Origin of the sequence: Ralstonia sp. UBA689, assembly GCF_002298975.1 — a bacterium.
Taxonomy (GTDB): Bacteria; Pseudomonadota; Gammaproteobacteria; order Burkholderiales; family Burkholderiaceae; genus Ralstonia.
The window spans coordinates 137,219-157,151 of the sequence record NZ_DBMV01000010.1 but is presented as its reverse complement, the minus strand read 5'-3'; the positions used below and the strand labels follow the sequence as shown (position 1 = coordinate 157,151).

General features: G+C 63.6%; 16 protein-coding genes and 1 tRNA gene. 14 read left to right on the top strand and 3 right to left on the bottom strand.

What is annotated here, in order from left to right:
• The first annotated feature begins 170 nt into the window (after positions 1 to 170).
• The 4 genes from B4F51_RS05380 (at position 171) to folE2 (ending at position 4,372) form a co-directional block, all read left to right on the top strand.
• Positions 171 to 458 carry an exodeoxyribonuclease VII small subunit gene (locus tag B4F51_RS05380; protein WP_296224061.1) on the top strand — a complete coding sequence of 96 codons (288 nt, stop codon included), beginning with the start codon at positions 171 to 173 and terminating at the stop codon, positions 456 to 458.
• Positions 455 to 1,354 (top strand): polyprenyl synthetase family protein, encoded by a 900-nt coding sequence (locus B4F51_RS05375; protein WP_296224060.1) that lies wholly within the window; start codon positions 455 to 457, stop codon positions 1,352 to 1,354. Before B4F51_RS05380 ends, B4F51_RS05375 begins: the two co-directional genes overlap by 4 nt.
• Positions 1,355 to 1,411: 57 nt before the next feature.
• Entirely contained in the window at positions 1,412 to 3,322 is a 1,911-nt protein-coding gene (gene dxs, locus B4F51_RS05370) for a 1-deoxy-D-xylulose-5-phosphate synthase (RefSeq protein WP_296224059.1), read from the top strand.
• 243 nt (positions 3,323 to 3,565) lie between these two features.
• A complete protein-coding gene (gene folE2, locus B4F51_RS05365; protein ID WP_296224058.1) occupies positions 3,566 to 4,372 on the top strand; it encodes a GTP cyclohydrolase FolE2 in 807 nt (268 codons plus the stop codon).
• A gap of 46 nt (positions 4,373 to 4,418) precedes the next feature.
• Here folE2 and tsaD read toward each other — a convergent pair whose 3' ends face one another.
• A complete protein-coding gene (gene tsaD / locus B4F51_RS05360; protein WP_296224057.1) occupies positions 4,419 to 5,462 on the bottom strand; it encodes a tRNA (adenosine(37)-N6)-threonylcarbamoyltransferase complex transferase subunit TsaD in 1,044 nt (347 codons plus the stop codon).
• A gap of 96 nt (positions 5,463 to 5,558) precedes the next feature.
• Between tsaD and B4F51_RS05355 the strand changes: the two genes are divergently transcribed.
• The 3 genes from B4F51_RS05355 to dnaG all read left to right on the top strand — a co-directional run bounded on the left by B4F51_RS05355 (position 5,559) and on the right by dnaG (position 9,217).
• Positions 5,559 to 6,785 carry an NAD(P)/FAD-dependent oxidoreductase gene (locus B4F51_RS05355; RefSeq protein ID WP_296224056.1) on the top strand — a complete coding sequence of 409 codons (1,227 nt, stop codon included), beginning with the start codon at positions 5,559 to 5,561 and terminating at the stop codon, positions 6,783 to 6,785.
• Positions 6,786 to 6,915: 130 nt separating this feature from the next.
• Complete coding sequence (locus tag B4F51_RS05350; protein WP_296224109.1) at positions 6,916 to 7,365, top strand: GatB/YqeY domain-containing protein; 450 nt, start codon at positions 6,916 to 6,918, stop codon at positions 7,363 to 7,365.
• A 40-nt stretch (positions 7,366 to 7,405) separates the two neighbouring features.
• The gene (dnaG, locus tag B4F51_RS05345) at positions 7,406 to 9,217 is read left to right on the top strand and encodes a DNA primase (RefSeq protein ID WP_296224055.1); all 1,812 of its coding nucleotides are present in this window, start codon (positions 7,406 to 7,408) and stop codon (positions 9,215 to 9,217) included.
• Between the two features lie 106 nt (positions 9,218 to 9,323).
• On the opposite strand, the gene B4F51_RS05340 is transcribed toward dnaG, so the two are convergent.
• Positions 9,324 to 9,704, bottom strand: coding sequence for a hypothetical protein (locus tag B4F51_RS05340; RefSeq protein WP_296224054.1), 381 nt, complete (start codon positions 9,702 to 9,704; stop codon positions 9,324 to 9,326).
• Between B4F51_RS05340 and rpoD the strand changes: the two genes are divergently transcribed.
• From rpoD to B4F51_RS05305, 7 genes are all read left to right on the top strand, one after another.
• Complete coding sequence (gene rpoD / locus B4F51_RS05335) at positions 9,697 to 12,018, top strand: RNA polymerase sigma factor RpoD (RefSeq protein WP_296224053.1); 2,322 nt, start codon at positions 9,697 to 9,699, stop codon at positions 12,016 to 12,018. The two genes, B4F51_RS05340 and rpoD, sit on opposite strands and share 8 nt — an antisense overlap.
• Before the next feature lie 124 nt (positions 12,019 to 12,142).
• A tRNA-Ile gene (locus tag B4F51_RS05330) sits at positions 12,143 to 12,221 on the top strand.
• Positions 12,222 to 12,925: 704 nt separating this feature from the next.
• Positions 12,926 to 14,521 carry a DUF2957 domain-containing protein gene (locus tag B4F51_RS05325; protein ID WP_296224052.1) on the top strand — a complete coding sequence of 532 codons (1,596 nt, stop codon included), beginning with the start codon at positions 12,926 to 12,928 and terminating at the stop codon, positions 14,519 to 14,521.
• A 75-nt stretch (positions 14,522 to 14,596) separates the two neighbouring features.
• Positions 14,597 to 15,868, top strand: coding sequence for a DUF2957 domain-containing protein (locus B4F51_RS05320; protein ID WP_296224051.1), 1,272 nt, complete (start codon positions 14,597 to 14,599; stop codon positions 15,866 to 15,868).
• Between the two features lie 88 nt (positions 15,869 to 15,956).
• Positions 15,957 to 16,781, top strand: a complete 825-nt coding sequence (locus B4F51_RS05315; protein ID WP_296224050.1) for an OmpW/AlkL family protein — start codon at positions 15,957 to 15,959, stop codon at positions 16,779 to 16,781.
• Between the two features lie 112 nt (positions 16,782 to 16,893).
• Positions 16,894 to 17,397 carry a hypothetical protein gene (locus B4F51_RS05310; RefSeq protein WP_260801908.1) on the top strand — a complete coding sequence of 168 codons (504 nt, stop codon included), beginning with the start codon at positions 16,894 to 16,896 and terminating at the stop codon, positions 17,395 to 17,397.
• A gap of 210 nt (positions 17,398 to 17,607) precedes the next feature.
• The gene (locus B4F51_RS05305) at positions 17,608 to 18,621 is read left to right on the top strand and encodes an MBL fold metallo-hydrolase (RefSeq protein WP_296224049.1); all 1,014 of its coding nucleotides are present in this window, start codon (positions 17,608 to 17,610) and stop codon (positions 18,619 to 18,621) included.
• A 15-nt stretch (positions 18,622 to 18,636) separates the two neighbouring features.
• Here B4F51_RS05305 and B4F51_RS05300 read toward each other — a convergent pair whose 3' ends face one another.
• Complete coding sequence (locus B4F51_RS05300; RefSeq protein ID WP_296224048.1) at positions 18,637 to 19,914, bottom strand: branched-chain amino acid ABC transporter substrate-binding protein; 1,278 nt, start codon at positions 19,912 to 19,914, stop codon at positions 18,637 to 18,639.
• Positions 19,915 to 19,933 lie beyond the last annotated feature (19 nt).

Genomic DNA, 19,933 nt, shown 5'->3' with positions numbered 1-19,933 from the left:
TTTTTGTCGTCTTTCGGCGAGCGGGCCGGCCATCGTCAGCCGTTCATCATCACCAGAATGGCCGCCCCGGGCCGCCCTGAGCTACCGTCAATGACCCCGTGTCATGTGCGCAGAACGCACGCGGAATTGCCGTAAAATGTCGGATTCTCCTTTTCTGATTCGCAATCGGCATGCCCCGTGCCCCAGGCGTTGCTTCGAGCGACGCACCCGCCTCCCAATCCGCCACGCCGGCTTCGTATGAAGCGGCCATGGCCGAACTCGAAACCCTCGTTGCAAGCATGGAATCCGGCGAATTGCCACTGGAGGCCTCGCTTGCGGCGTATCGCCGCGGGGCCGAACTGGTCAAGTATTGCCAGCAGGTGCTGGAGCGTGTCGAGCAGCAGGTGCGCGTGCTGGACGGCGATGCCCTGAAGCCGTTCGGCGACGACAGCAACGCGAACGAGCAGGGCGACGCATGAGTGATTTCGCCCAATGGATGGCGTCTGTGGTCGCGCGGACGGAAAACGCGCTGGAAAGCGCCTTGCCGGCCGAAACCGCGGCGCCGCAACGTCTGCATGCCGCCATGCGCTACGCCACGCTGGGCGCCGGCAAGCGCGTGCGCCCGCTGCTGGCGCATGCTGCCGGTGCGCTGGGTGAGGCATCGCCCGAGGCACTCGACGGCGTGAGCTGCGCGGTGGAAATGATCCATGCCTATTCGCTGGTTCATGACGACATGCCATGCATGGACGACGACGACCTGCGCCGCGGCCGCCCGACTGTGCATCGCGCCTATGATGAAGCGACGGCCCTGCTGGTGGGTGACGCGCTGCAGACGCAGGCGTTCATTGTGCTGGCCGAACTGGATGCGGTCAGTCCGGCGACGCGTGCAGTGTTGGTGAGTGAATTGGCGCGAGCGTCCGGCTCGCTCGGCATGGCCGGTGGTCAGGCGATCGATCTGCAAAGCGTGGGCATTGCTCTGTCGCAAGATGCTCTGGAGGCGATGCATCGCATGAAGACTGGCGCGCTGCTGCGCGCAAGCCTGCGCATGGGGGCGCTGTGCGCCGGAGTGAATGCCGCCGCGCTGGAGCAGGTGGATGCTTACGCGCGTGCCGTCGGCCTGGCGTTCCAGGTGGTCGACGACATCCTCGACGTGACAGCCGATACCGCCACGCTGGGCAAGACTGCTGGCAAGGACGAGGCCAACGACAAGCCGACTTACGTGTCCATCCTCGGGCTGGATCGGGCACGGGCGCTGGCCGATGAGTTGCACGCTGCAGCGGGTGCGGCCGTGGCACAACTGGCCCGCGAACTGGGCGAAGCGCGCACCCTCCGGCTGGCCGAGATGGCCGACCTGATCGTGCGACGTGGCCACTGAACAACATTGCGACAGGGTTAGAACCCTTCGCCCAAACGCCCTGAGCGGCGGTCCCACATGACGTACGAACTTCTCAACACCATCGACGATCCGGCCGACCTGCGCCGACTGGACCGCCGCCAGCTCGGGCCCCTGGCCGACGAGCTGCGCGCCTTCGTGCTCGATTCCGTCTCGCAGACGGGCGGTCACCTGTCGTCTAACCTGGGCACGGTGGAACTGACCATCGCGCTGCACTACGTCTTCAACACGCCGGAAGATCGCATCGTGTGGGATGTCGGCCACCAGAGCTATCCGCACAAGATTCTCACCGGCCGTCGCGAGCAGATGCCGACGCTGCGGCAGTTGGGCGGCATTTCCGGCTTCCCGCGCCGCAGCGAGAGCCCATACGACACCTTTGGCACGGCGCACTCGTCCACCTCGATTTCCGCAGCGCTGGGCATGGCCCTGGGCGCCAAGACCAACGGAGAGAACCGCGTTGCCATCGCCGTGATCGGCGACGGCGCAATGAGCGCCGGCATGGCCTTCGAGGCCATGAACAATGCGGGCGTCTACAAGGACTTGCCGCTGGTCGTTGTGCTCAACGACAACGACATGTCGATCTCGCCGCCGGTGGGTGCGCTTAACCGCTATCTGGCGCGTCTGATGAGCGGCCAGTTCTATGCGGCGACCAAGAAGGGGGTGGAGAAACTGTTGTCGGTGGCGCCGCCGGTGCTGGAGTTCGCCAAACGCTTCGAAGAGCACGCCAAGGGCATGCTCGTGCCCGCCACGATGTTTGAGGAATTCGGCTTCAACTACATCGGGCCGATCGACGGACACGATCTCGAATCGCTTGTGCCAACGTTGCAGAACATCCGCCAGCGCGCTCTGGAAGGCGGCGGGCCGCAGTTCTTGCACGTGGTCACCAAGAAGGGCCAGGGCTACAAGTTGGCCGAGGCCGACCCGATCCTTTATCACGGCCCCGGCAAGTTCAATCCGCAGGAGGGCATCAAGCCCGCCGCGCGCCCGGCCAAGGTGACGTACACGCAGGTCTTCGGCCAATGGCTGTGCGACATGGCTGCCGCCGACAAGCGCCTGGTCGGCATCACGCCCGCCATGCGCGAGGGCTCGGGCATGGTGGAGTTCGAGCAACGCTTCCCCGATCGCTATTACGACGTCGGCATTGCCGAGCAGCACGCTGTCACCTTTGCTGGTGGCCTGGCGTGCGAGGGGTTGAAGCCTGTCGTTGCCATCTATTCGACGTTTCTGCAGCGCGGTTACGACCAGTTGATCCACGATGTGGCGCTGCAGAACCTGCCGGTGGTGTTTGCGCTGGACCGCGCGGGCCTGGTCGGCGCGGACGGTGCCACGCACGCGGGTGCGTACGACATTGCCTACCTGCGCTGCATCCCCAACATGATGGTGATGACGCCAGCCGACGAGAATGAATGTCGCCAGCTTCTGAGCACGGCTTTCTCGCAGGATTGCCCGACGGCGGTACGCTATCCGCGCGGTGCCGGCACGGGCGTGGCGGTGCAGCCGACGCTGGAGCCGCTGCCGCTGGGCAAGGCCGAAGTGCGTCGCACATCGACGGCCCCGGCGGGCCAGCGCGTCGCGATCCTGGCGTTTGGCTCGATGGTCGCGCCAGCCCTGGCGGCCGCCGAGCGCCTGGATGCAAGCGTGGTCAATATGCGCTTCGTCAAGCCGCTGGACGTGGCCTGCGTGCTGGATATGGCGCGCACGCACGACTACGTGGTCACCGTGGAAGAGGGCTGTGTGATGGGTGGTGCCGGCAGCGCCTGCCTGGAAGCGCTGGCCGCCGCAGGCGTGGCCACGCCTGTGCTGCAACTGGGGCTGCCCGATCGCTTTATCGATCACGGCGACCATGCCGTGCTGCTGGCGCAATGCGGGCTGAGCGCCGACGGCATCCTCGCTTCGATTCGCGAGCGGTTTGCCGTGCAGCCGCGGGCAGTCGTGCCGCGCGTCGCTTAAATCACCTGCGCTGATAGGCAGACCCAATCACCCGTATTGCGTTTGCGGGTTTGAGTAGTTGACTGCAGAGGTGGGAAATTTCCCTTACACTCCGCCAGTCCAATTTGTGAATTGTGTGCGCAGTCGCGGGATGGGTCGATTGGATCACTTGAGGAGTGATCGTCTTCAATCCGATTCCGCGGTTTCACACTCGTTGCGTACCGGCCGACTGCGATGGCCGGGCGACCGTAAAGGAAACCGATCATGAACGATATGAACCCGGCTTTCGCGATGCCGGATGTGCAGTCCAGCCACGATACCCGCCAGATTCCCATTCAGCGTGTTGGCGTGCGTGGCGTGCGTTACCCGATGTCGCTGCTGACCCCATTGGGCGTGCAGAACACCGTCGGCACGTACAACCTGGACGTGCACCTGCCCGCCGACCAGAAGGGCACGCACATGTCGCGCTTCGTCGCGCTGCTCGAAGAAGAGCGCGAGCCGCTGAACCTGGCGCAATTCCAGCTCCTGCTGGAAAAGATGCTGGAAAAGCTCGAAGCCAATGCCGGCCGCATCGAAGTCCACTTCCCGTATTTCGTCAGCAAGACGGCGCCGGTGTCGGGCGTGCAGTCGCTGATGGACTATGAAGTGACGATGATCGGCGAAGTGCGTAACGGCCACACCAAGGTGCGCGTCAAGGCGCTGGTGCCTGTGACGAGCCTGTGCCCGTGCTCGAAGAAGATTTCGCAGTACGGCGCGCACAACCAGCGCTCGCACATCACCATCGACGCCGAGTTGGCGGCCGATACGCCGGTTGAATCGCTCATTCGCATGGCCGAAGAAGAAGCGTCGTGCGAGTTGTGGGGCCTGCTCAAGCGCCCGGACGAGAAGTTCGTCACTGAGCGCGCATACGAAAACCCGAAGTTCGTGGAAGACCTGGTGCGCGACATCGCCATGCGCCTGAACCAGGACGACCGCATCGTCGCCTACACGCTGGAAGCCGAGAATTTTGAGTCGATCCACAACCACAGCGCCTATGCGCTGATCGAGCGCGACAAGCGCACCGACAAGTAATCGACGCCGTGCCCAAAGAAAAAGCCGCTCAACTGAGCGGCTTTTTTCATGCTTGCTGGATACGAATGTCCTCGAGGTCCCAGCGTGGCGTAACGCCGTAGCCGTAGCCGTCCTGCACTTGGGTGGGGTCTGCCTGCAGCCGCATCGCGCCGGCAAAGGCGATCATCGCGCCGTTGTCGGTGCAGAACTGCAGGTCGGGGTAATAGACGCGCAGGCCGCGCTTTTTGCCCTCGGCGTTCAGGCTATCGCGCAACTGGCGGTTGGCGCCCACACCCCCGGCGACGACGATGCGCTTGAGGCCATGCTCGCGTGCGGCGCGCAGAGTCTTCTTGACGAGCACTTCGACGATGGCGTCGACAAACGCGCGCGCGAGATCAGCGCGCGGCTGGTAGCAGGTTTCGCTGTCGGTCAGATTGAGCTTGCGCACCTGTGTGAGCACAGCGGTTTTCAGGCCGGCGAACGAGAAATCGAAGTTGCCCGAATGCAGCATCGGCCGGGGCAGGTCAAACACGCCGGGGTTGCCGAATTCCGCTAGACGCGAAACGGCCGGGCCGCCCGGATAGCTGAGGCCGAGCAGCTTGGCGGTCTTGTCGAAGGCCTCGCCGGCCGCGTCGTCGAGTGTTTCACCAAGTAGCGTGTATTGGCCGACGGCATCGACGCGCATGAGTTGCGTGTGCCCGCCCGATACCAGCAGCGCCAGGAACGGAAACTCTGGTCGCTCCGCCTCCAGCAGCGGCGAGAGCAAATGCCCCTCCAGGTGATGCACGCCCACCAGCGGCTTGCCCAGCGCAAACGCCAGCGCATTCGCCACCGAGGCGCCCACCAGCAGCGCGCCGGCCAGCCCCGGGCCCTTTGTATAGGCGATGGCGTCAATGTCCGCGCGCGTGGCGCCGGCTTTGGTCAGCACGTCTTCCAGCAGCGGAATCACGCGACGGATGTGGTCGCGCGAGGCCAGCTCCGGCACCACGCCCCCATATTCGCGGTGCATGGCGATCTGCGAGTAAAGCGCATGCGCGCGCAGGCCAGCTTCGGTGTCATACAAGGCGACGCCGGTTTCATCACAGGAGGATTCGATGCCTAGAACCAGCATGGCAGGCGGGGTGCGAGGAAAAGCAATGGGAAGGCCGCCGAAGATAGCACAAGTTAAAATGCGCGGTTTCTTTAAGAATAGGGCGGCGCAGCCATCATGATGCGGTGCGATGTAGCGGTGATCGGCGCGGGCGCGGCCGGGATGATGTGCGCGGCCGTGGCCGGGCAGCGCGGCGCACGCGTGGTGCTGGTCGACCACGCCACCAAGCTGGCCGAGAAGATTCGCATCTCCGGCGGCGGGCGCTGCAATTTCACCAACATCAACGCAGGGCCGGCCAACTACCTGTCGAACAACCCGCACTTCTGCCGCTCTGCGCTGGCGCGGTACACGGCGCAGGACTTCATCAACCTCGTTTCCAGCTATCGCATTCCCTATCACGAGAAGCACAAGGGCCAACTCTTCTGCGACGACAGCGCGGAAGACATCATCCGCATGCTCGAAGCCGAGTGCGAGAAGGGCAATGTGATCTGGCGCACCGGCTGCTCGATCGCCGAGGTCGGCAAGGCCGGCGATGCTTACCGCCTCATCACCAGCGCTGGCGAGATCGTCGCCGATAAGCTGGTTATCGCCACCGGCGGGTTGTCGATCCCGAAGATCGGCGCGACCGATTTCGGGTATCGCGTTGCGCGGCAGTTCGGCATGAAGATTGTCGAGACGCACCCGGCGCTGGTGCCGCTCACCTTCAGCGCCGAGCATTGGGCGCCGTTTGCGGCGCTTTCCGGGGTGTCGATGGAGGTGGACGTGACGGTTGCACAGCCGTCCGGTGCGGGCAAGGGCAAGAGGGGCGGCGCTACAACGTTCCGCGAAGATCTGCTGCTGACGCATCGAGGTCTGTCCGGTCCGGCTGTGCTGCAAATCTCCAGCTTCTGGAATTCGGGGCAGCCGCTCATCATCGATCTGCTGCCGGACACCGATGCCGCGCAGTGGCTGTGCGAAGAAAAGTCCGGCTCGCGCAAGCAAGTCGGGACCGTGTTGGCGCAGCGCTTGCCGGAGCGCGTTGCGCAGGCGTGGTGCGCTACGCATGGCGCCAACGCGCACGCGCCGATTGCCGAGCTGCCGGACAAGCTGCTGCGCGCTCTTGGCGGCGCGCTCAATCGGTGGGAGTTGACGCCTTCCGGCAGCGAGGGCTATCGCAAGGCCGAAGTCACGCGTGGTGGAGTCGATACGCGTGCGCTCTCATCGGCCACTATGGAGGCGCAAGCCGCATCCGGCCTGTACTTCATCGGCGAGGTGGTCGACGTGACCGGCTGGCTCGGTGGCTACAACTTCCAGTGGGCGTGGGCGTCGGCCGTGGCGGCGGGGGAGGCCGCTTCCGCTCAGTGACCCCACCGATCGCCCCAAGAACTGCCTCGGTTCTGTGCTACGATCAGTGATCCAATTTTTCAAGTTTGCAACCCGCTGGGCCAGCCGCCTGAGCGGGTTTTGCCGTTTATCGGAGTTCGGAATGTCGCAGATGTCCCTCAAGGCACAGATCACGGAAGACATGAAGGCTGCCATGCGCGCCAAGGAAATGGAGCGTCTGGGCACGATCCGCCTGCTGCAGGCCGCCATCAAGCAGCGAGAAGTGGATGAGCGCATCGAGCTCGATGACGCCGCCGTGCTGGCCGTGGTCGACAAGATGATCAAGCAGCGCAAGGATTCCATCACCGCGTTCCAGCAAGCCGGCCGCGACGATCTGGTCGCCAAGGAAGCCGCCGAGGTGACGGTGCTGCAAGCCTACATGCCGGCGCAACTGTCAGAAGCCGAAGTCGACGCCGCTGTGCGCGACGCTGTCGCTAAGGCGGGCGCCGCCGGCCCGCAGGACATGGGCAAGGTGATGGGCATCCTCAAGCCGGCCCTGGCCGGCCGTGCCGACATGACGCAGGTTTCGGCACGCGTGAAGGCCGTGCTGGCCGGCGCCTGATCTTCGGTTCGACTCGCATCACCACAGGGGTGCACTCCGCGTGATCCCGCAGCCGTTCATTGACGATCTGCTCAACCGCGTCGACATCGTCGACGTGGTTGGCCGCTACGTGCAATTGAAGAAGGGCGGCGCCAACTTCATGGGGTTGTGCCCGTTCCATAACGAGAAGTCGCCGTCGTTCTCGGTGTCGCCCACCAAGCAGTTCTATCACTGCTTCGGCTGTGGCGCGCACGGCTCGGCCATCGGTTTCCTGATGGAATTCTCCGGGCTGTCGTACGTGGAGGCGATCAAGGATCTCGCGCAGTCCGTGGGCGTGGTGGTGCCGGAAGAACGTGGCGGTCTGCCGCCCGCCGCCCGCGCCGAGCAGCAAGCCAAGACCGTCGCGCTCGGCGATGTCATGGCGCGCGCTAGCGACCACTACCGCAAGCAACTGCGCGGCGCCCCCAACGCCATCCAGTACCTCAAGGGCCGTGGTCTGACGGGCGAGATCGCCGCGCACTTCGGTCTCGGCTATGCGCCCGACGATTGGCAATCGCTCGAAGCCGTGTTTGGCCCGTATCGCGAAGACGCCACCGCCGCGCCGCTTATCGAAGCTGGTCTCGTCATCGAAAGCGAGAAGACCGGCGCCGACGGCTCGCATCGCCGCTACGACCGCTTCCGCGATCGCATCATGTTCCCTATCCGCAATACCAAGGGCGTGGTGATCGGCTTTGGTGGCCGGGTGCTGGGGCAGGGCGAGCCGAAGTACCTCAACTCCCCCGAAACGCCGCTGTTCAGCAAGGGCACCGAACTCTACGGCCTGTTCGAGGCGCGCACCGCCATCCGCGAGTTCGACTACGTGCTCGTGGTCGAGGGCTACATGGACGTCGTCGCGCTGGCGCAGCTCGGGTTCGCCAATGCCGTGGCAACGCTCGGTACTGCCTGCACGCCTATCCACGTGCAGAAGCTGCTGCGGCAGGTCGATACCGTCATCTTCTCGTTCGATGGGGATTCCGCTGGCCGCCGCGCCGCGCGCCGTGCGCTGGAAGCCTGCCTGCCGCACGCCACCGATAACAAGACCATCAAGTTCCTGTTCCTGCCGGCCGAGCACGATCCGGACTCCTTCGTGCGCGAGGAGGGCACCGAGGCGTTCGCTCGCGAAGTGCACAACGCGATGCCGCTTTCGCGCTTCCTGCTGCAGGCCGTGACCGAAGACCTCGACCTGCGCCAGCCCGAGGGCCGCGCCCGCGCCCAGTACGAGGCCAAGCCGCTGCTGACGGCGATGCCCGCCGGCGGCCTGCGCCTGCAGATCGTGCGCGGCCTAGCCGAGATGACCGGCACCACACCCGCCGATATCGAGGCCCTGTGCGGCCTGCGCAGCAACCCCGCCCAAGCCGGTCGCATGACGCAGAAACGCCCGCGTGTGGCGCGCACGGCACCGACCGCGCTGGAGCAGAAGCTGCTACGCCTGCTGATGCGCTATCCGGTGCTGGCCGCCCGGCTCGATACCGACGCACGCGCGCAGTTGACAGCGCCCACATTGCCCCAAGGTGAGGTATTGGCAGGCTTGCTGGCCGAATGTGATGCCACAAGCCCCGACATGCACTTTGGCGCCTTCGTCGAGCGCCTTGGGCAGACTCCACACGCCGAAGCCTTTGCTGGGCTGCGTGTGGCAGTGCTCGAAGACGACATCGAGTTCGAGCCGGCCTTGCTGGAATTCGATACGGCCGTGCAGAAGATGCTCGCCGAGCCGCTCAAGCGCGAACTGGAGATGCTGCAGCGCAAAATGGAAGGCGGCCATGCAAGTGACGACGACAAGGCGCGCATGCGCTGGCTGGTGGGCGAGATCAGCCGCCGCAGGCAGCTCGTGTAGCGCATACGGCGCAACACAGGCCCAGACGGGGCGGGCGATTGTGGGTAGCCCCTTGATTTTTCAGGCGAAAACCCGATTTTCGTTTAGACCGGCTGGGTCTGGCGTGCTAGAATAGCCGGTTTGGATTGCAATACCTTTTTCCCATTTTTGGGGGAGTGAGCGTGCCCATGGTGAAGGTGAAGACCTCCGCGAAGGCCGGTTCCAAGGCCAGTCCTGCTTCTGTTTCTGCCACGCGATCCTCATCGGCGCGCGGCTCCGGAGGAGGAAAGACTACAGCGGGAACGGCGAAAGTCGCGAATGGTCGGACCCATATGGGGCAGGCGGGATCGACAGGAGTTAAGGCCACTGCGCCGGCAAAGACGGGGAAAACCCAGCCGCGCCAGACCGCCGATATCACCGTCGCCGCCAAGACTGTCAAACCGACAGCGCGCACAAAGGGCGCGATCCAATCTTCAACCTCAGGCAAGGTCTCGACGTCGATGAGCACGAGCGCCAGACCTGGCGGCAAAGAAGCCGCTTCCGTCGCACTCAAGGGCAAGACAACCACCGTGGCGAAATCGAAAGTTACCGAAGTCGAGAGCAAGCAGGCCACTGCCAGCGCACGCGCAACCAAGACGGGTACCGCTCGTACCAGCACCGCAGCCAAGCCGACCAAGGCGGCCGCGGAAGAGGCCAAGCGCACCGCCCAGGCAGAGACCACTCCCACCCCAACTCCTCCTGCGCCCCGTGCATCGGTGGCAGCCGAGCCCAAGAAGCGCGGCCGCAAGCCGAAGGCCGAGACGCAGGCAGACGACGACAGCAGCACGGACGTGACTGAAGAATTTGACACCCCCGCCGCTCCGGCACCGAAATCCGAGAAGTTGAAGGCCCGTGACCGCAAGGCCAAGGAAAAAGCTCTGCTGAAGGAATTCGCTGCCTCGCAGCAAGGCGGTTCGGAAGAAGAGCTCGAGGCTCGCCGCCAGAAGCTCAAGGCGCTGATCAAGCTGGGCAAATCGCGCGGCTACCTGACCTACGCTGAAATCAACGACCACCTCCCCGACGACATGGTCGACGTGGAGTCGATGGAAACGTTGGTCGCCACGCTCAACGACATCGGCGTTGCCGTGTACGAGCAGGCCCCGGACGCCGAAACGCTGCTCCTGAACGACAACGCGCCTTCCGTGACAACGGAAGAAGAGGCTGAAGAAGAAGCCGAAGCCGCGCTGTCGACGGTTGACTCCGAATTTGGCCGCACGACCGACCCGGTGCGCATGTACATGCGCGAAATGGGCACAGTCGAGCTGCTGACGCGCGAAGGCGAGATCGAGATCGCCAAGCGCATCGAAGCCGGCCTGAAGGACATGGTCATGGCCATCTCGGCCTGCCCGGTCACCATCTCCGAGATCCTCGCCATGGGCGAGCGCGTCGCCAAAGACGAAGCCAAGATCGACGAGTACATCGACGGCCTGATCGACCCGAATGCCGAAGCCGAGGCCGCCGCCGAGGAAGAAGAGGAATTCGAGGAAGAGGAAGCCGAAGAGGAAGGCGACGAAGAAGACGAGGACGATGAGGGCGCAGGTGCCGCTGCGGCCTCGGCCCGTCAACTCGAAGAGCTCAAGCAGGCTGCCCTGGTCAAGTTTGGCGTGATTGCCGACCAGTTCGACAAGATGCGCCGTGCGTTCGAGAAGGAAGGCTACAAGTCCAAGCCGTATGTGAAGGCGCAGGAGGCCATCCAGGCTGAACTGATGTGCATCCGCTTCACCGCACGCAATGTTGAACGTCTGTGCGACACGCTGCGTGGCCAAGTGGACGAAGTGCGCAAACTTGAGCGCGCCATCCTGAACATCGTGGTCGACAAGTGCGGCATGCCGCGTGGTGATTTCGTCTCCCGCTTCCCGGGCAACGAAACCAACCTCAAATGGATCGAGTCGGTGGTGGCTGACGGCAGGCCGTACAGCGCCATTGTCGAGCGCAATGTGCCGGCTGTGCACGAACTGCAGCAGAAGCTGATCGACCTGCAGGCGCGCGTGGTGTTGCCGCTGACCGAGCTCAAGGACGTCAACCGGAAGATGTCCGAAGGTGAGCGCCGCGCCCGCGAAGCCAAGCGAGAGATGACCGAGGCCAACCTGCGTCTGGTGATCTCGATTGCCAAGAAGTACACGAACCGCGGCCTGCAGTTCCTCGACCTGATCCAGGAAGGCAACATCGGCCTGATGAAGGCGGTGGACAAGTTCGAATACCGCCGCGGCTACAAGTTCTCGACGTACGCCACGTGGTGGATCCGTCAGGCCATCACACGCTCGATTGCCGACCAGGCACGCACCATCCGTATTCCGGTGCACATGATCGAGACGATCAACAAGATGAACCGCATCTCGCGTCAGATCCTGCAGGAAACCGGCAACGAACCGGATCCGGCAACGCTGGCCGAGAAGATGGAGATGCCGGAAGACAAGATCCGCAAGATCATGAAGATCGCCAAGGAGCCGATCTCCATGGAAACGCCGATCGGTGACGACGACGACTCCCATCTGGGTGACTTCATCGAGGACACGAACACGCTGGCCCCGGCCGAAGCGGCGCTGCATGGCTCCATGCGCGGCGTGGTGAAGGACGTGCTCGACTCGCTGACGCCGCGCGAAGCTAAGGTGCTGCGCATGCGCTTCGGCATCGAGATGAGCACTGACCACACGCTGGAAGAAGTCGGCAAGCAGTTCGACGTGACTCGCGAGCGTATCCGCCAGATCGAAGCCAAGGCGCTGCGCAAGCTACGCCACCCGAGCCGCTCCGACAAGCTGAAGAGCTTCCTGGAAGGTAGCTGATCGTGCACCAAGTGATGCTGGAAGGTGGGTTTCACAGCCCACTTTCCGGTAAAATCACATGCGGCCCGGCCTAACCCGCCGGGTTTCTTTTTTTTGCCGGTTGCCCGCTCGGGCACCGTTCTTCGGGCCTCTAGCTCATGCTTGGTTAGAGCAGCGGACTCATAATCCGTTGGTGCCGGGTTCGACTCCCGGGGGGCCCACCATCTTTCCTGTTTCAATCGGCTGCCACGCCGGTTACATTCAGCAGTTTTTCGTTGTTTGCATAGGGGCGCATCGGGATTGCGTCTCGCTGTTGCATATTCTCTGTGAAATATATCGGTTTCGACATAATCCGATAATGTCGCAACATGCAGACATGCTTCCCCCTCGTTTGGGGGGTGGGTTTAAAACACTTCAAACGAAACGAATTCATTCCCTCGTTTGAAATGGTGCTGAACCGCGCCGCACTTGCTGGCGCGGGGCATTGCAGGCAATGTTTTGAATGAAATCTCTATTTACTTCACACTCTGTGCGGACCATAGTGGCATGCATAACGATAAGTAAATAGCCAGTAGCGTACCCTTCGGAGACACAGGATGTTACGCATTCAAAACGGGTCTTTCCAGCATTCCGCTTGTGCGCGTGCCCACGTGCGTCATCATCATCGCGGCGAGCTGGGTTTCCGGCGTTAGCTGCAGCACCCCCGACTGGTTTTGACATCGGCACTCAGCCGATCCGTGCGTTACGCGAGTTAACGCACGCGATAAAACACGTCCGTCGTTTCTATTGAATTGCAGGTCGATCTGCCGACGGGGGCAGATTGTGCGCTGCCGGCTGTCGCACGCCGGCAGGCGGGGTATTGGCTGGCGTATTAGTTGATATTTGCCGGCCCAAAACACAACGAGTTTCAGAACCCGAGGAGGGAACCATGGGTAGTCAACGTCATCTTTTTGTTGCCATAGCAACCAGTTGCATTGTGGCGATGCCGTTCATCGGCGGGTGTGGCGGGGCGGATGATCCTGGCGCGTCGAATGTCGCCCAGTGTTCGGGCAGTTCCTGTCCGCCCAGCGGTCCGGATACGACGCCGATCACGCCAACGAGCCTGTGCCCGGCCGCACTGGATTACACGACCACCTACACCGGTGGCTCGGGCAGCGGCGAGTACATCAAGGTCAAGTTCGATACGAGCAAGAACACGTACCAGATGCAGTTTCTGGAGTCGTCGGTGCCGACCTCGGCGGGGCAGATCAACACGACCCGCAAGGGGTTGACCATCGATGGCACGTTCGTCCATCCGACCAACTTGCCGACGCCTGAGCAGAACCGCTGCGCCTTCGTGCTGCAATCGGGCAAGACGGCGGACAACAGCTACGCGATCACCGTCAATCCGCAAGACCCGCCGATGCTGTTTGTCGGTCAGGGCATCGTGGGGGGCGGCATTCCGGGGGCGACCATCCAATTCGACGGCATCCAGCCGATTCCCGGCGTCGTGATTGGCGCGGTGCCGTCGCGGACGTTTGATTTCTATCCGTTCCTGGGCTTCTCCCAGACCGTGACCGATTTCTCGCAGGTGGCGGGGCGCTACAACCAGGTTGGCGTGCACGTCACGCCCACGGGCTCCGGCAGCCAGACCTCCACACCGCAAGGCTGGCAACCCGACGCCGTCAACTGGACGCAAACGTTGAATGCCGACGGCACGTGTACGGCAGAAGGGATCGACTATTCCTGCCACACGACGGGCACGCCGTGGACGCTGCGTCAGAACGCCGATGGCTCGCAGGACAACGTGTTCGTCAGCAACCCGACCAGCAGCAGCGTGCCGTATCCGTATGTGGGCCAGGTCTCGCCGCTGGTGCTGCTGGCGCCAAGCCAGGCCAAGGGCATTCTGATTGCCGGCAAGCTCAACGGGCAGGTGGTGCCGGTGGTGATCCGTGTCGGCTACTCGCATAGCGATGCCACCAACCTGCTGGCTTCGGTGGCGGATGATCAGATCGGCATCTCGATCCTCTCGCCCGCAACGGCGATCCCGGCCAACGCGCTCAAGGGTGGCTATGTCGGGGCGACCAGCGGCTCGGCTTGCGGCGTGGTCACCAACAACGGCCCGAGCGGTGCACCTGCCAGCGGCAACGGCTTGAACGCGACGATCGATCACCCGGAACTGTCGGGCTCCTTTAGCGGCGGTTTCTTCCACGCCAATGCCGGCAACTGCAGCGACGGCACAGCCGTGTCGACACTCGCCGCCAACTACACCTCGACGCTGTTCCAGAACGGCACGGCGGCCTTCATCAACCCGCTTACGTCACGTGTGACGGCGCAGTTCGGGCTCGACTACACGCAAAACGCGCCGGGCAAGTTGATCGTGACCGCGCAGAACGACTTCAACGCGCAAGGAGCCAGCGGCAACGTTGCGCTGTTCAAGGCGGGCGATACGGGCGTAGCGGTCAAGGTGGGCAACGTGTACGCAATGCTCATGAACAACAACAAGTACAACCCGTTCTTCACGGTCGGTGCATTCGTCCAGTGAGGCGCGCATCAACGCAACAACCAGCGGCGGCGCCCAGCGCTGCCGCGCTTGAACAACAACATGGAGGAGACGCAAATGCAATGGCGTAAATGGCTGGTCGCGCTCGCGTGCGCACCGATCGTAACGGCGCTCTTGACGGCATGTGGCGGTGGTGGAGATGATCCGCCGCCCCCGGTGATCCAACGCCTGTGTCCGCAGGCCATCGACTACAACACTGTCTTTACAGGCGGCTCGGGCTCGGGCGAATTGGTGAAGGTGCAGCTCGACACCAGCAAGATGACATACCAGATCACGTATCTGGCTTCGCCGGTCCCGCTCAAGACCGGCACTGTGGCGCCCACGCGCGACGCTGCGCCCAACAACGTGCAAGCCGGCACGCTCACGCAGGAGACCGCGCTGCCGACTGAGAAGCTGAACCAGTGCGCGTTCCGCCTGAACAATGCAAGCCTCGATCCGAGCCGTCCGGCGCGGTTCTTCCTGGGGCAGGGCGTGCTGGGCGGCACGATCCCCGGGGCGACGATCCAGTTCGACGGCATTGTCGGCGTGGGCAAGATTCCGCAAACCACGTTCCCGTATTACCCGTTCATCAGCTTCTCGAACACCGAGACCGATCTAAACAAGATCGCGGGCAACTACAACCAGCTCGGCTACCACCAGGTGCCGTCGCAGAACTTCTCGCAGCAGGCGGTCGATGCGCGTTTCACCATCAACGCGGACGGCACCTACACCGAGTGCGACAACCTGGGCGTGAAGAACGGCGGGGCGTGCCTGACGTCAAGTGCGACGGTCAACCAGAAGCTGACGCTGCGCGGCGATGCGCCGGCCTTCACCACGCTGAACTATCAGCCGCAGGTGCCGGCAACGGTGTCGTCGCTCGATCCGACCAAGGCAGGCAAGGGCGTGATGATCGTGGGCAAGCTGTATGGCCAGCTCGTGCCGATCTTCATTCGCGTGGGTGCGGCCAATTCCGATCTGACGGCTGGACCCCCGGTGGCGGATGACGAGTCCGGCATTTCCATCATGGCGCCGGTCGGCAACATCGCGCAGGGCTCGCAAAACGGCGAGTACACCGGCGTGGACAGCACGTTCAACTACCGTGCGACCGCACTGATGGCCGCGCAGGCGACGATGCTCGATCCGTTCAACGCGTCGCAGGCTGCGCTCACGCGTCCGCTGAATCTGGACTTCACGCAAACGGTACCGGGCGTGATCCGCACCACGCAGACGAGCGCACCGGCCGGCTCGGGCCCGACCGGCAAGCTGATCTTTACCGGCAAGACCTTCGGCTTCCTGGATATGAGCGATGCGAAGAACCCGTACTTCACGGTGGGCGCCTTCGTGCAGTGACGTTTTTCGGAAAAACACGCCACGGGGCGCGGCATGCATCGTCCAGAGTCGCGCCGCGCCCCGCTCAGAACAAACAGGAGGAAGCATCATGAAACAACTGACTGTCGCATTGATGGCGGCTTGCGCATCCGCGGGCGCCATGGCGCAGCAGGCAGGCGACAACGTGGTCACGGTAGGTTGGTTCCACATTGCGCCGCAAGACTCGAGCAACAACCTGACCACCAGCGTGATCAACGCGCCGATCAATGATCCGCTGCGCTTGCCGGGCAGCTTCACGTCGCCCAACAGCGGCCTGCACGTCAACAACGCCGATACGCTGGGCATCACGCTCACGCACTTCTTCAGCGACAACATCGCGCTGACAACCATTGCCGGCGTGCCGCCGGAGTTCAAGCTGACCGGGCGCGGCGTGATCCGCGCGCCCGGCCCGGCCGGAGCATTTGGCCACGTGGATCTGGACGACCCATCCAACCAGCCCGCCGTGCGCAAGGCGCGCCAATGGAGCCCGGGGGTCATCCTGCAGTACTACTTCGGGCAGGCTCAGTCGAAGTTCCGGCCGTTTGTTGGGGTCGGGGTCGTGTACAGCTTCTTCACCAACATCGAGCTGAACCCGAACTTCTCGGCAGCGGTGAACCGCGAACTGGGCAGCGTGTTGGCGGCAGGGGCGGGCAAGCCGGGGCCGACGTACGTAGAGGGGAAATCGTCTGCGTCGTGGTCGGCCATCTTCAACCTGGGCGCGAGCTACGCGATCAACGATCGCTGGTCATTGACGGCCACCGTGTCGTACCTGCCGCTCAAGACCGAGGCCGCCACCCTCATCAAGGCAGCCGATGGCACCACGCTGGCCACCACCAAGACCACGCTGAAGGCTAATCCGATCATCACGTTCCTTGGAGTGTCGTACAAGTTTTAGCCGGGCGTTGGCTGTCTGCGCCTGGCTAATTGGCGCGGCGTGAATCGAGCGGGAACCGGTTTGCGCCGCATTCTGAAGGCGGTTTCAACCGTCAGTTCTAGTGAGGCAATAAATGAGCACACGTAAAGTCGTATCTCTTGCAGTTGCACTCGCACTTGCCACCGTAGCAGCCACACCCGCACTTGCCGTCACCGTTTCGCGTGTCGATGGTCAAGCCATGAACCCAAATGGCGAGCCGTTCTCGGTGACCGGCCAGACCACGCTGTCCAAAGGCTCCATCAGCGCCAATTGCACAGCGACCTTCACCGGCACGATCACGCCTACGGGCATCGTGAACATCACGTCCACATCGTTTACCGGCGGCGGGACGTGCGGCCTCATCTCGGGAACGGCCAGCAGCTCCAACCCGTGGACTGGCCAGGCCGACAGCACCACCCAGCTGTCGATCAACAATGCGGCGGTCAACGTGTTCCTGCTGGGTAGCTGTGGGCCGAGCAAGGTCGTGACCGCCTGGAACGATCCGAACTCGTCGCTCACGTTCACCAATGCGCTGCTCACGCCGGACTGCACGGTGAGCGGCACGGTGGTGTCGACGCCGAAGTTCCACGTGCAGTAAGCACGTACCCGATTGACGGGCGGTTGCGCAGCCGCCGTCGATTGGCATGAAGCAGGGGCCCGGCATGTCGGGCCTTGTTTCTTTGGCAAAGATCGTCCTTCTCTGGGCAATACCCCTGTCGCCAGTGGCGACAACGCAATGTGCTGGGCGGTGGCATGATCCCGCTTTCGCCGCTGCACCGGGGCAGCGGTCTTTCCCAGGAGCCAAGACATGCGTTTGCTCACCTCTGCCGCCGTGGCCGCCGCGATGGCGGCGTCCATCGGATTTGCTCACGCCCAAACCGCAGCATCGGCTGTGGCTGCCACCGCTGTCAGCACCGCCGCCACGCAGCAACGTACCCAGGTGCCCGGCTATTACCGCATGGCGCTAGGCGACGACGTTGTGACCGCGCTCTATGACGGCTATACCGATCTGCCCGCTAAGACCCTGCTTGGCCTGAACGCCCAATCGGTGCAGAGCCTGCTGGCACGGATGTTCGTATCGAACACGCCGGGCATGCAGACGGCGGTGAACGGCTTCCTGATCGACACGGGCGCCAAGCGCATCCTTGTCGATACGGGTTCGGGCACGTGCTTTGGCCCGACGATGGGCGGCCTGGCCGGCAACGTGCGCGCGGCGGGCTATCAACCCGAGCAGATCGACGCCGTGCTGCTGACCCACCTGCACCCGGATCACGCCTGCGGGCTGCTGACGCCGCAGGGCCAGCCGGCCTTCCCGAATGCACAGGTCTACGTGGCTGAGCCGGAGGCGGATTTCTGGCTGAGCGAGACGATTGCCGCCTCCAAGCCGAAGGACATGCAGCCGTTCTTCAAGATGGCGCAGGATTCGGTGGCGCCGTATGCAGCGGCCGGCAAACTCAAGCAGTTCAAGCCGGGTGACGAGGTGGTGCCGGGCGTGCGCTCGGTGGTCGGCAAAGGCCACACGCCGGGTCACAGCGGCTATCTGTTCGCTTCCAAGGGCCGCAGCCTGCTGGTGTGGGGCGACATCGTGCACAGCCATGCGGTGCAGTTCCAGCACCCGGAGGTTGCGTTCGAATATGACGTCGATCAGAAGCAGGCGGTCGCCACCCGGCGCAAGCTGTTTGCCGAGGCGGCGCGGGACAAGCTGTGGGTGGCTGGTGCGCACCTGCCGTTCCCCGGGCTGGGGCATGTGCGTAAGGACGGCAAGGCGTTTGCGTGGGTGCCAATCGAGTACGGCCCGCTGCGGGCGGACCGGGCGGATTGAGCCCGGATTGTTCCGTCAAGCCCCTGCCGGCCGCTTCATCTTGCAGGTGGTCGGCAGGTCCAGGTCCTTGGCGGCGGTCGTGCTCTCGGTCTTGTGGCCCCACTGGGTGCCGTCGTAGCCGACCTTGACGGTTTTGCCGTCCACCGGTGCGATCGTCGACACGACTTGCGGCAGCAGCAACTGGTGATCGATCTTGCGCATCTTGACCTCGCCGAGGAAACTCGGTTTTTCCATGTCCTCCAATGCCAGCGCAATCTTGAGCGGGTCGGTGGAGTTTGCCTTGCGGATGGCGTCGGTCACGAGTTCGACGGCAAGCACGGTGCGCGGGGCAAAGTGTTCGCCGGCTGGCGTCTGGCGTACGCGCGCATCCATTTGCATTAGTTGCGCGTTGCCGTTGCCGGGCGTCCACTCGGACACCCACGTCACCTTGCCGATCTTGGCTTGCGACACCGCCAGCACCGTGCCCGGCGCACCTGCGCCGCTATGGTTGAGGTAGCGCGCGTTGTAGCTCATGTCTCCGGCGGCCTTGACGAGCAGGTTCAGGTCCTGCCCCCAGTTGCCTGTGAGGATCGTGTCCGCGCCGGTCGCCTTGGCCTTGGAGGCGTAGGGCGCGAAGTCCTTCACCTTGCCGATCGGGTGCAGCGTCTCGCCCGTGAACTGCACGTCGGGGCGCGCTGCCGAGATCATCTGCTTGCCCAGTGACGCCCACAGCCGGCCGTGTGCGTAGTCCTGGTTCAGCGAATAGACCTTGTGGATGTCGGGCTGCGTCTTCACAAAGTTGGTCAGCGCGCGCATCTTCATGGCCGTGTTGGCCTCGGTGGCGAAGTGCCAGAAGCTGCAGTGCGCGCCGGTCAGATCCGGGTCGATCGAGGCGTAGTTGATGATCAGCACGCGTTGGGTCGGATTGCGTTCGTTGTGCTTGGTGGCGGCGTCCACCATGGCCGCCACTACGGACGAGCCAGACCCGCCGGTGAAAACGATCTTCGCGCCGGCATCGATGGCGCTTTGCAGCGCCGACAGGCTGTCCTGCGTCGACAGCTTGTTGTCGTAGGTCGTCAGTTCGTAGCGTGCGCCGTTCAGCACCCCTCGCGGCTGCGCGTTGGCATCGTCGATGGCCAGCTTCAGATTGGCCAGGAATTGTTCGCCCACATTCGAGAGAGGGCCGCTCAGCTGGTCGATGAACGCGATCTTGATCGGCGCAGGTTCAGCAGCGTGAGCCAGCGGCGCGCCAAGCATGGCGGCCGCGCAGGCCAATGCGGACAACGGACGGGCAAAGCGGGTCGATGCGGGCATGGCTCCTCCTTGTGTGTTT

Coding starts and splice junctions, on each gene's coding strand:
- B4F51_RS05380 (WP_296224061.1), top strand. CDS start 171: ATGCCCCGTGCCCCAGGCGTTGCTTCGAGCGACGCACCCGCCTCCCAA.
- B4F51_RS05375 (WP_296224060.1), top strand. CDS start 455: ATGAGTGATTTCGCCCAATGGATGGCGTCTGTGGTCGCGCGGACGGAA.
- dxs (WP_296224059.1), top strand. CDS start 1,412: ATGACGTACGAACTTCTCAACACCATCGACGATCCGGCCGACCTGCGC.
- folE2 (WP_296224058.1), top strand. CDS start 3,566: ATGAACGATATGAACCCGGCTTTCGCGATGCCGGATGTGCAGTCCAGC.
- tsaD (WP_296224057.1), bottom strand. CDS start 5,462: ATGCTGGTTCTAGGCATCGAATCCTCCTGTGATGAAACCGGCGTCGCC.
- B4F51_RS05355 (WP_296224056.1), top strand. CDS start 5,559: ATGATGCGGTGCGATGTAGCGGTGATCGGCGCGGGCGCGGCCGGGATG.
- B4F51_RS05350 (WP_296224109.1), top strand. CDS start 6,916: ATGTCCCTCAAGGCACAGATCACGGAAGACATGAAGGCTGCCATGCGC.
- rpoD (WP_296224053.1), top strand. CDS start 9,697: ATGAGCACGAGCGCCAGACCTGGCGGCAAAGAAGCCGCTTCCGTCGCA.
- B4F51_RS05325 (WP_296224052.1), top strand. CDS start 12,926: ATGGGTAGTCAACGTCATCTTTTTGTTGCCATAGCAACCAGTTGCATT.
- B4F51_RS05320 (WP_296224051.1), top strand. CDS start 14,597: ATGCAATGGCGTAAATGGCTGGTCGCGCTCGCGTGCGCACCGATCGTA.
- B4F51_RS05315 (WP_296224050.1), top strand. CDS start 15,957: ATGAAACAACTGACTGTCGCATTGATGGCGGCTTGCGCATCCGCGGGC.
- B4F51_RS05310 (WP_260801908.1), top strand. CDS start 16,894: ATGAGCACACGTAAAGTCGTATCTCTTGCAGTTGCACTCGCACTTGCC.
- B4F51_RS05305 (WP_296224049.1), top strand. CDS start 17,608: ATGCGTTTGCTCACCTCTGCCGCCGTGGCCGCCGCGATGGCGGCGTCC.
- B4F51_RS05300 (WP_296224048.1), bottom strand. CDS start 19,914: ATGCCCGCATCGACCCGCTTTGCCCGTCCGTTGTCCGCATTGGCCTGC.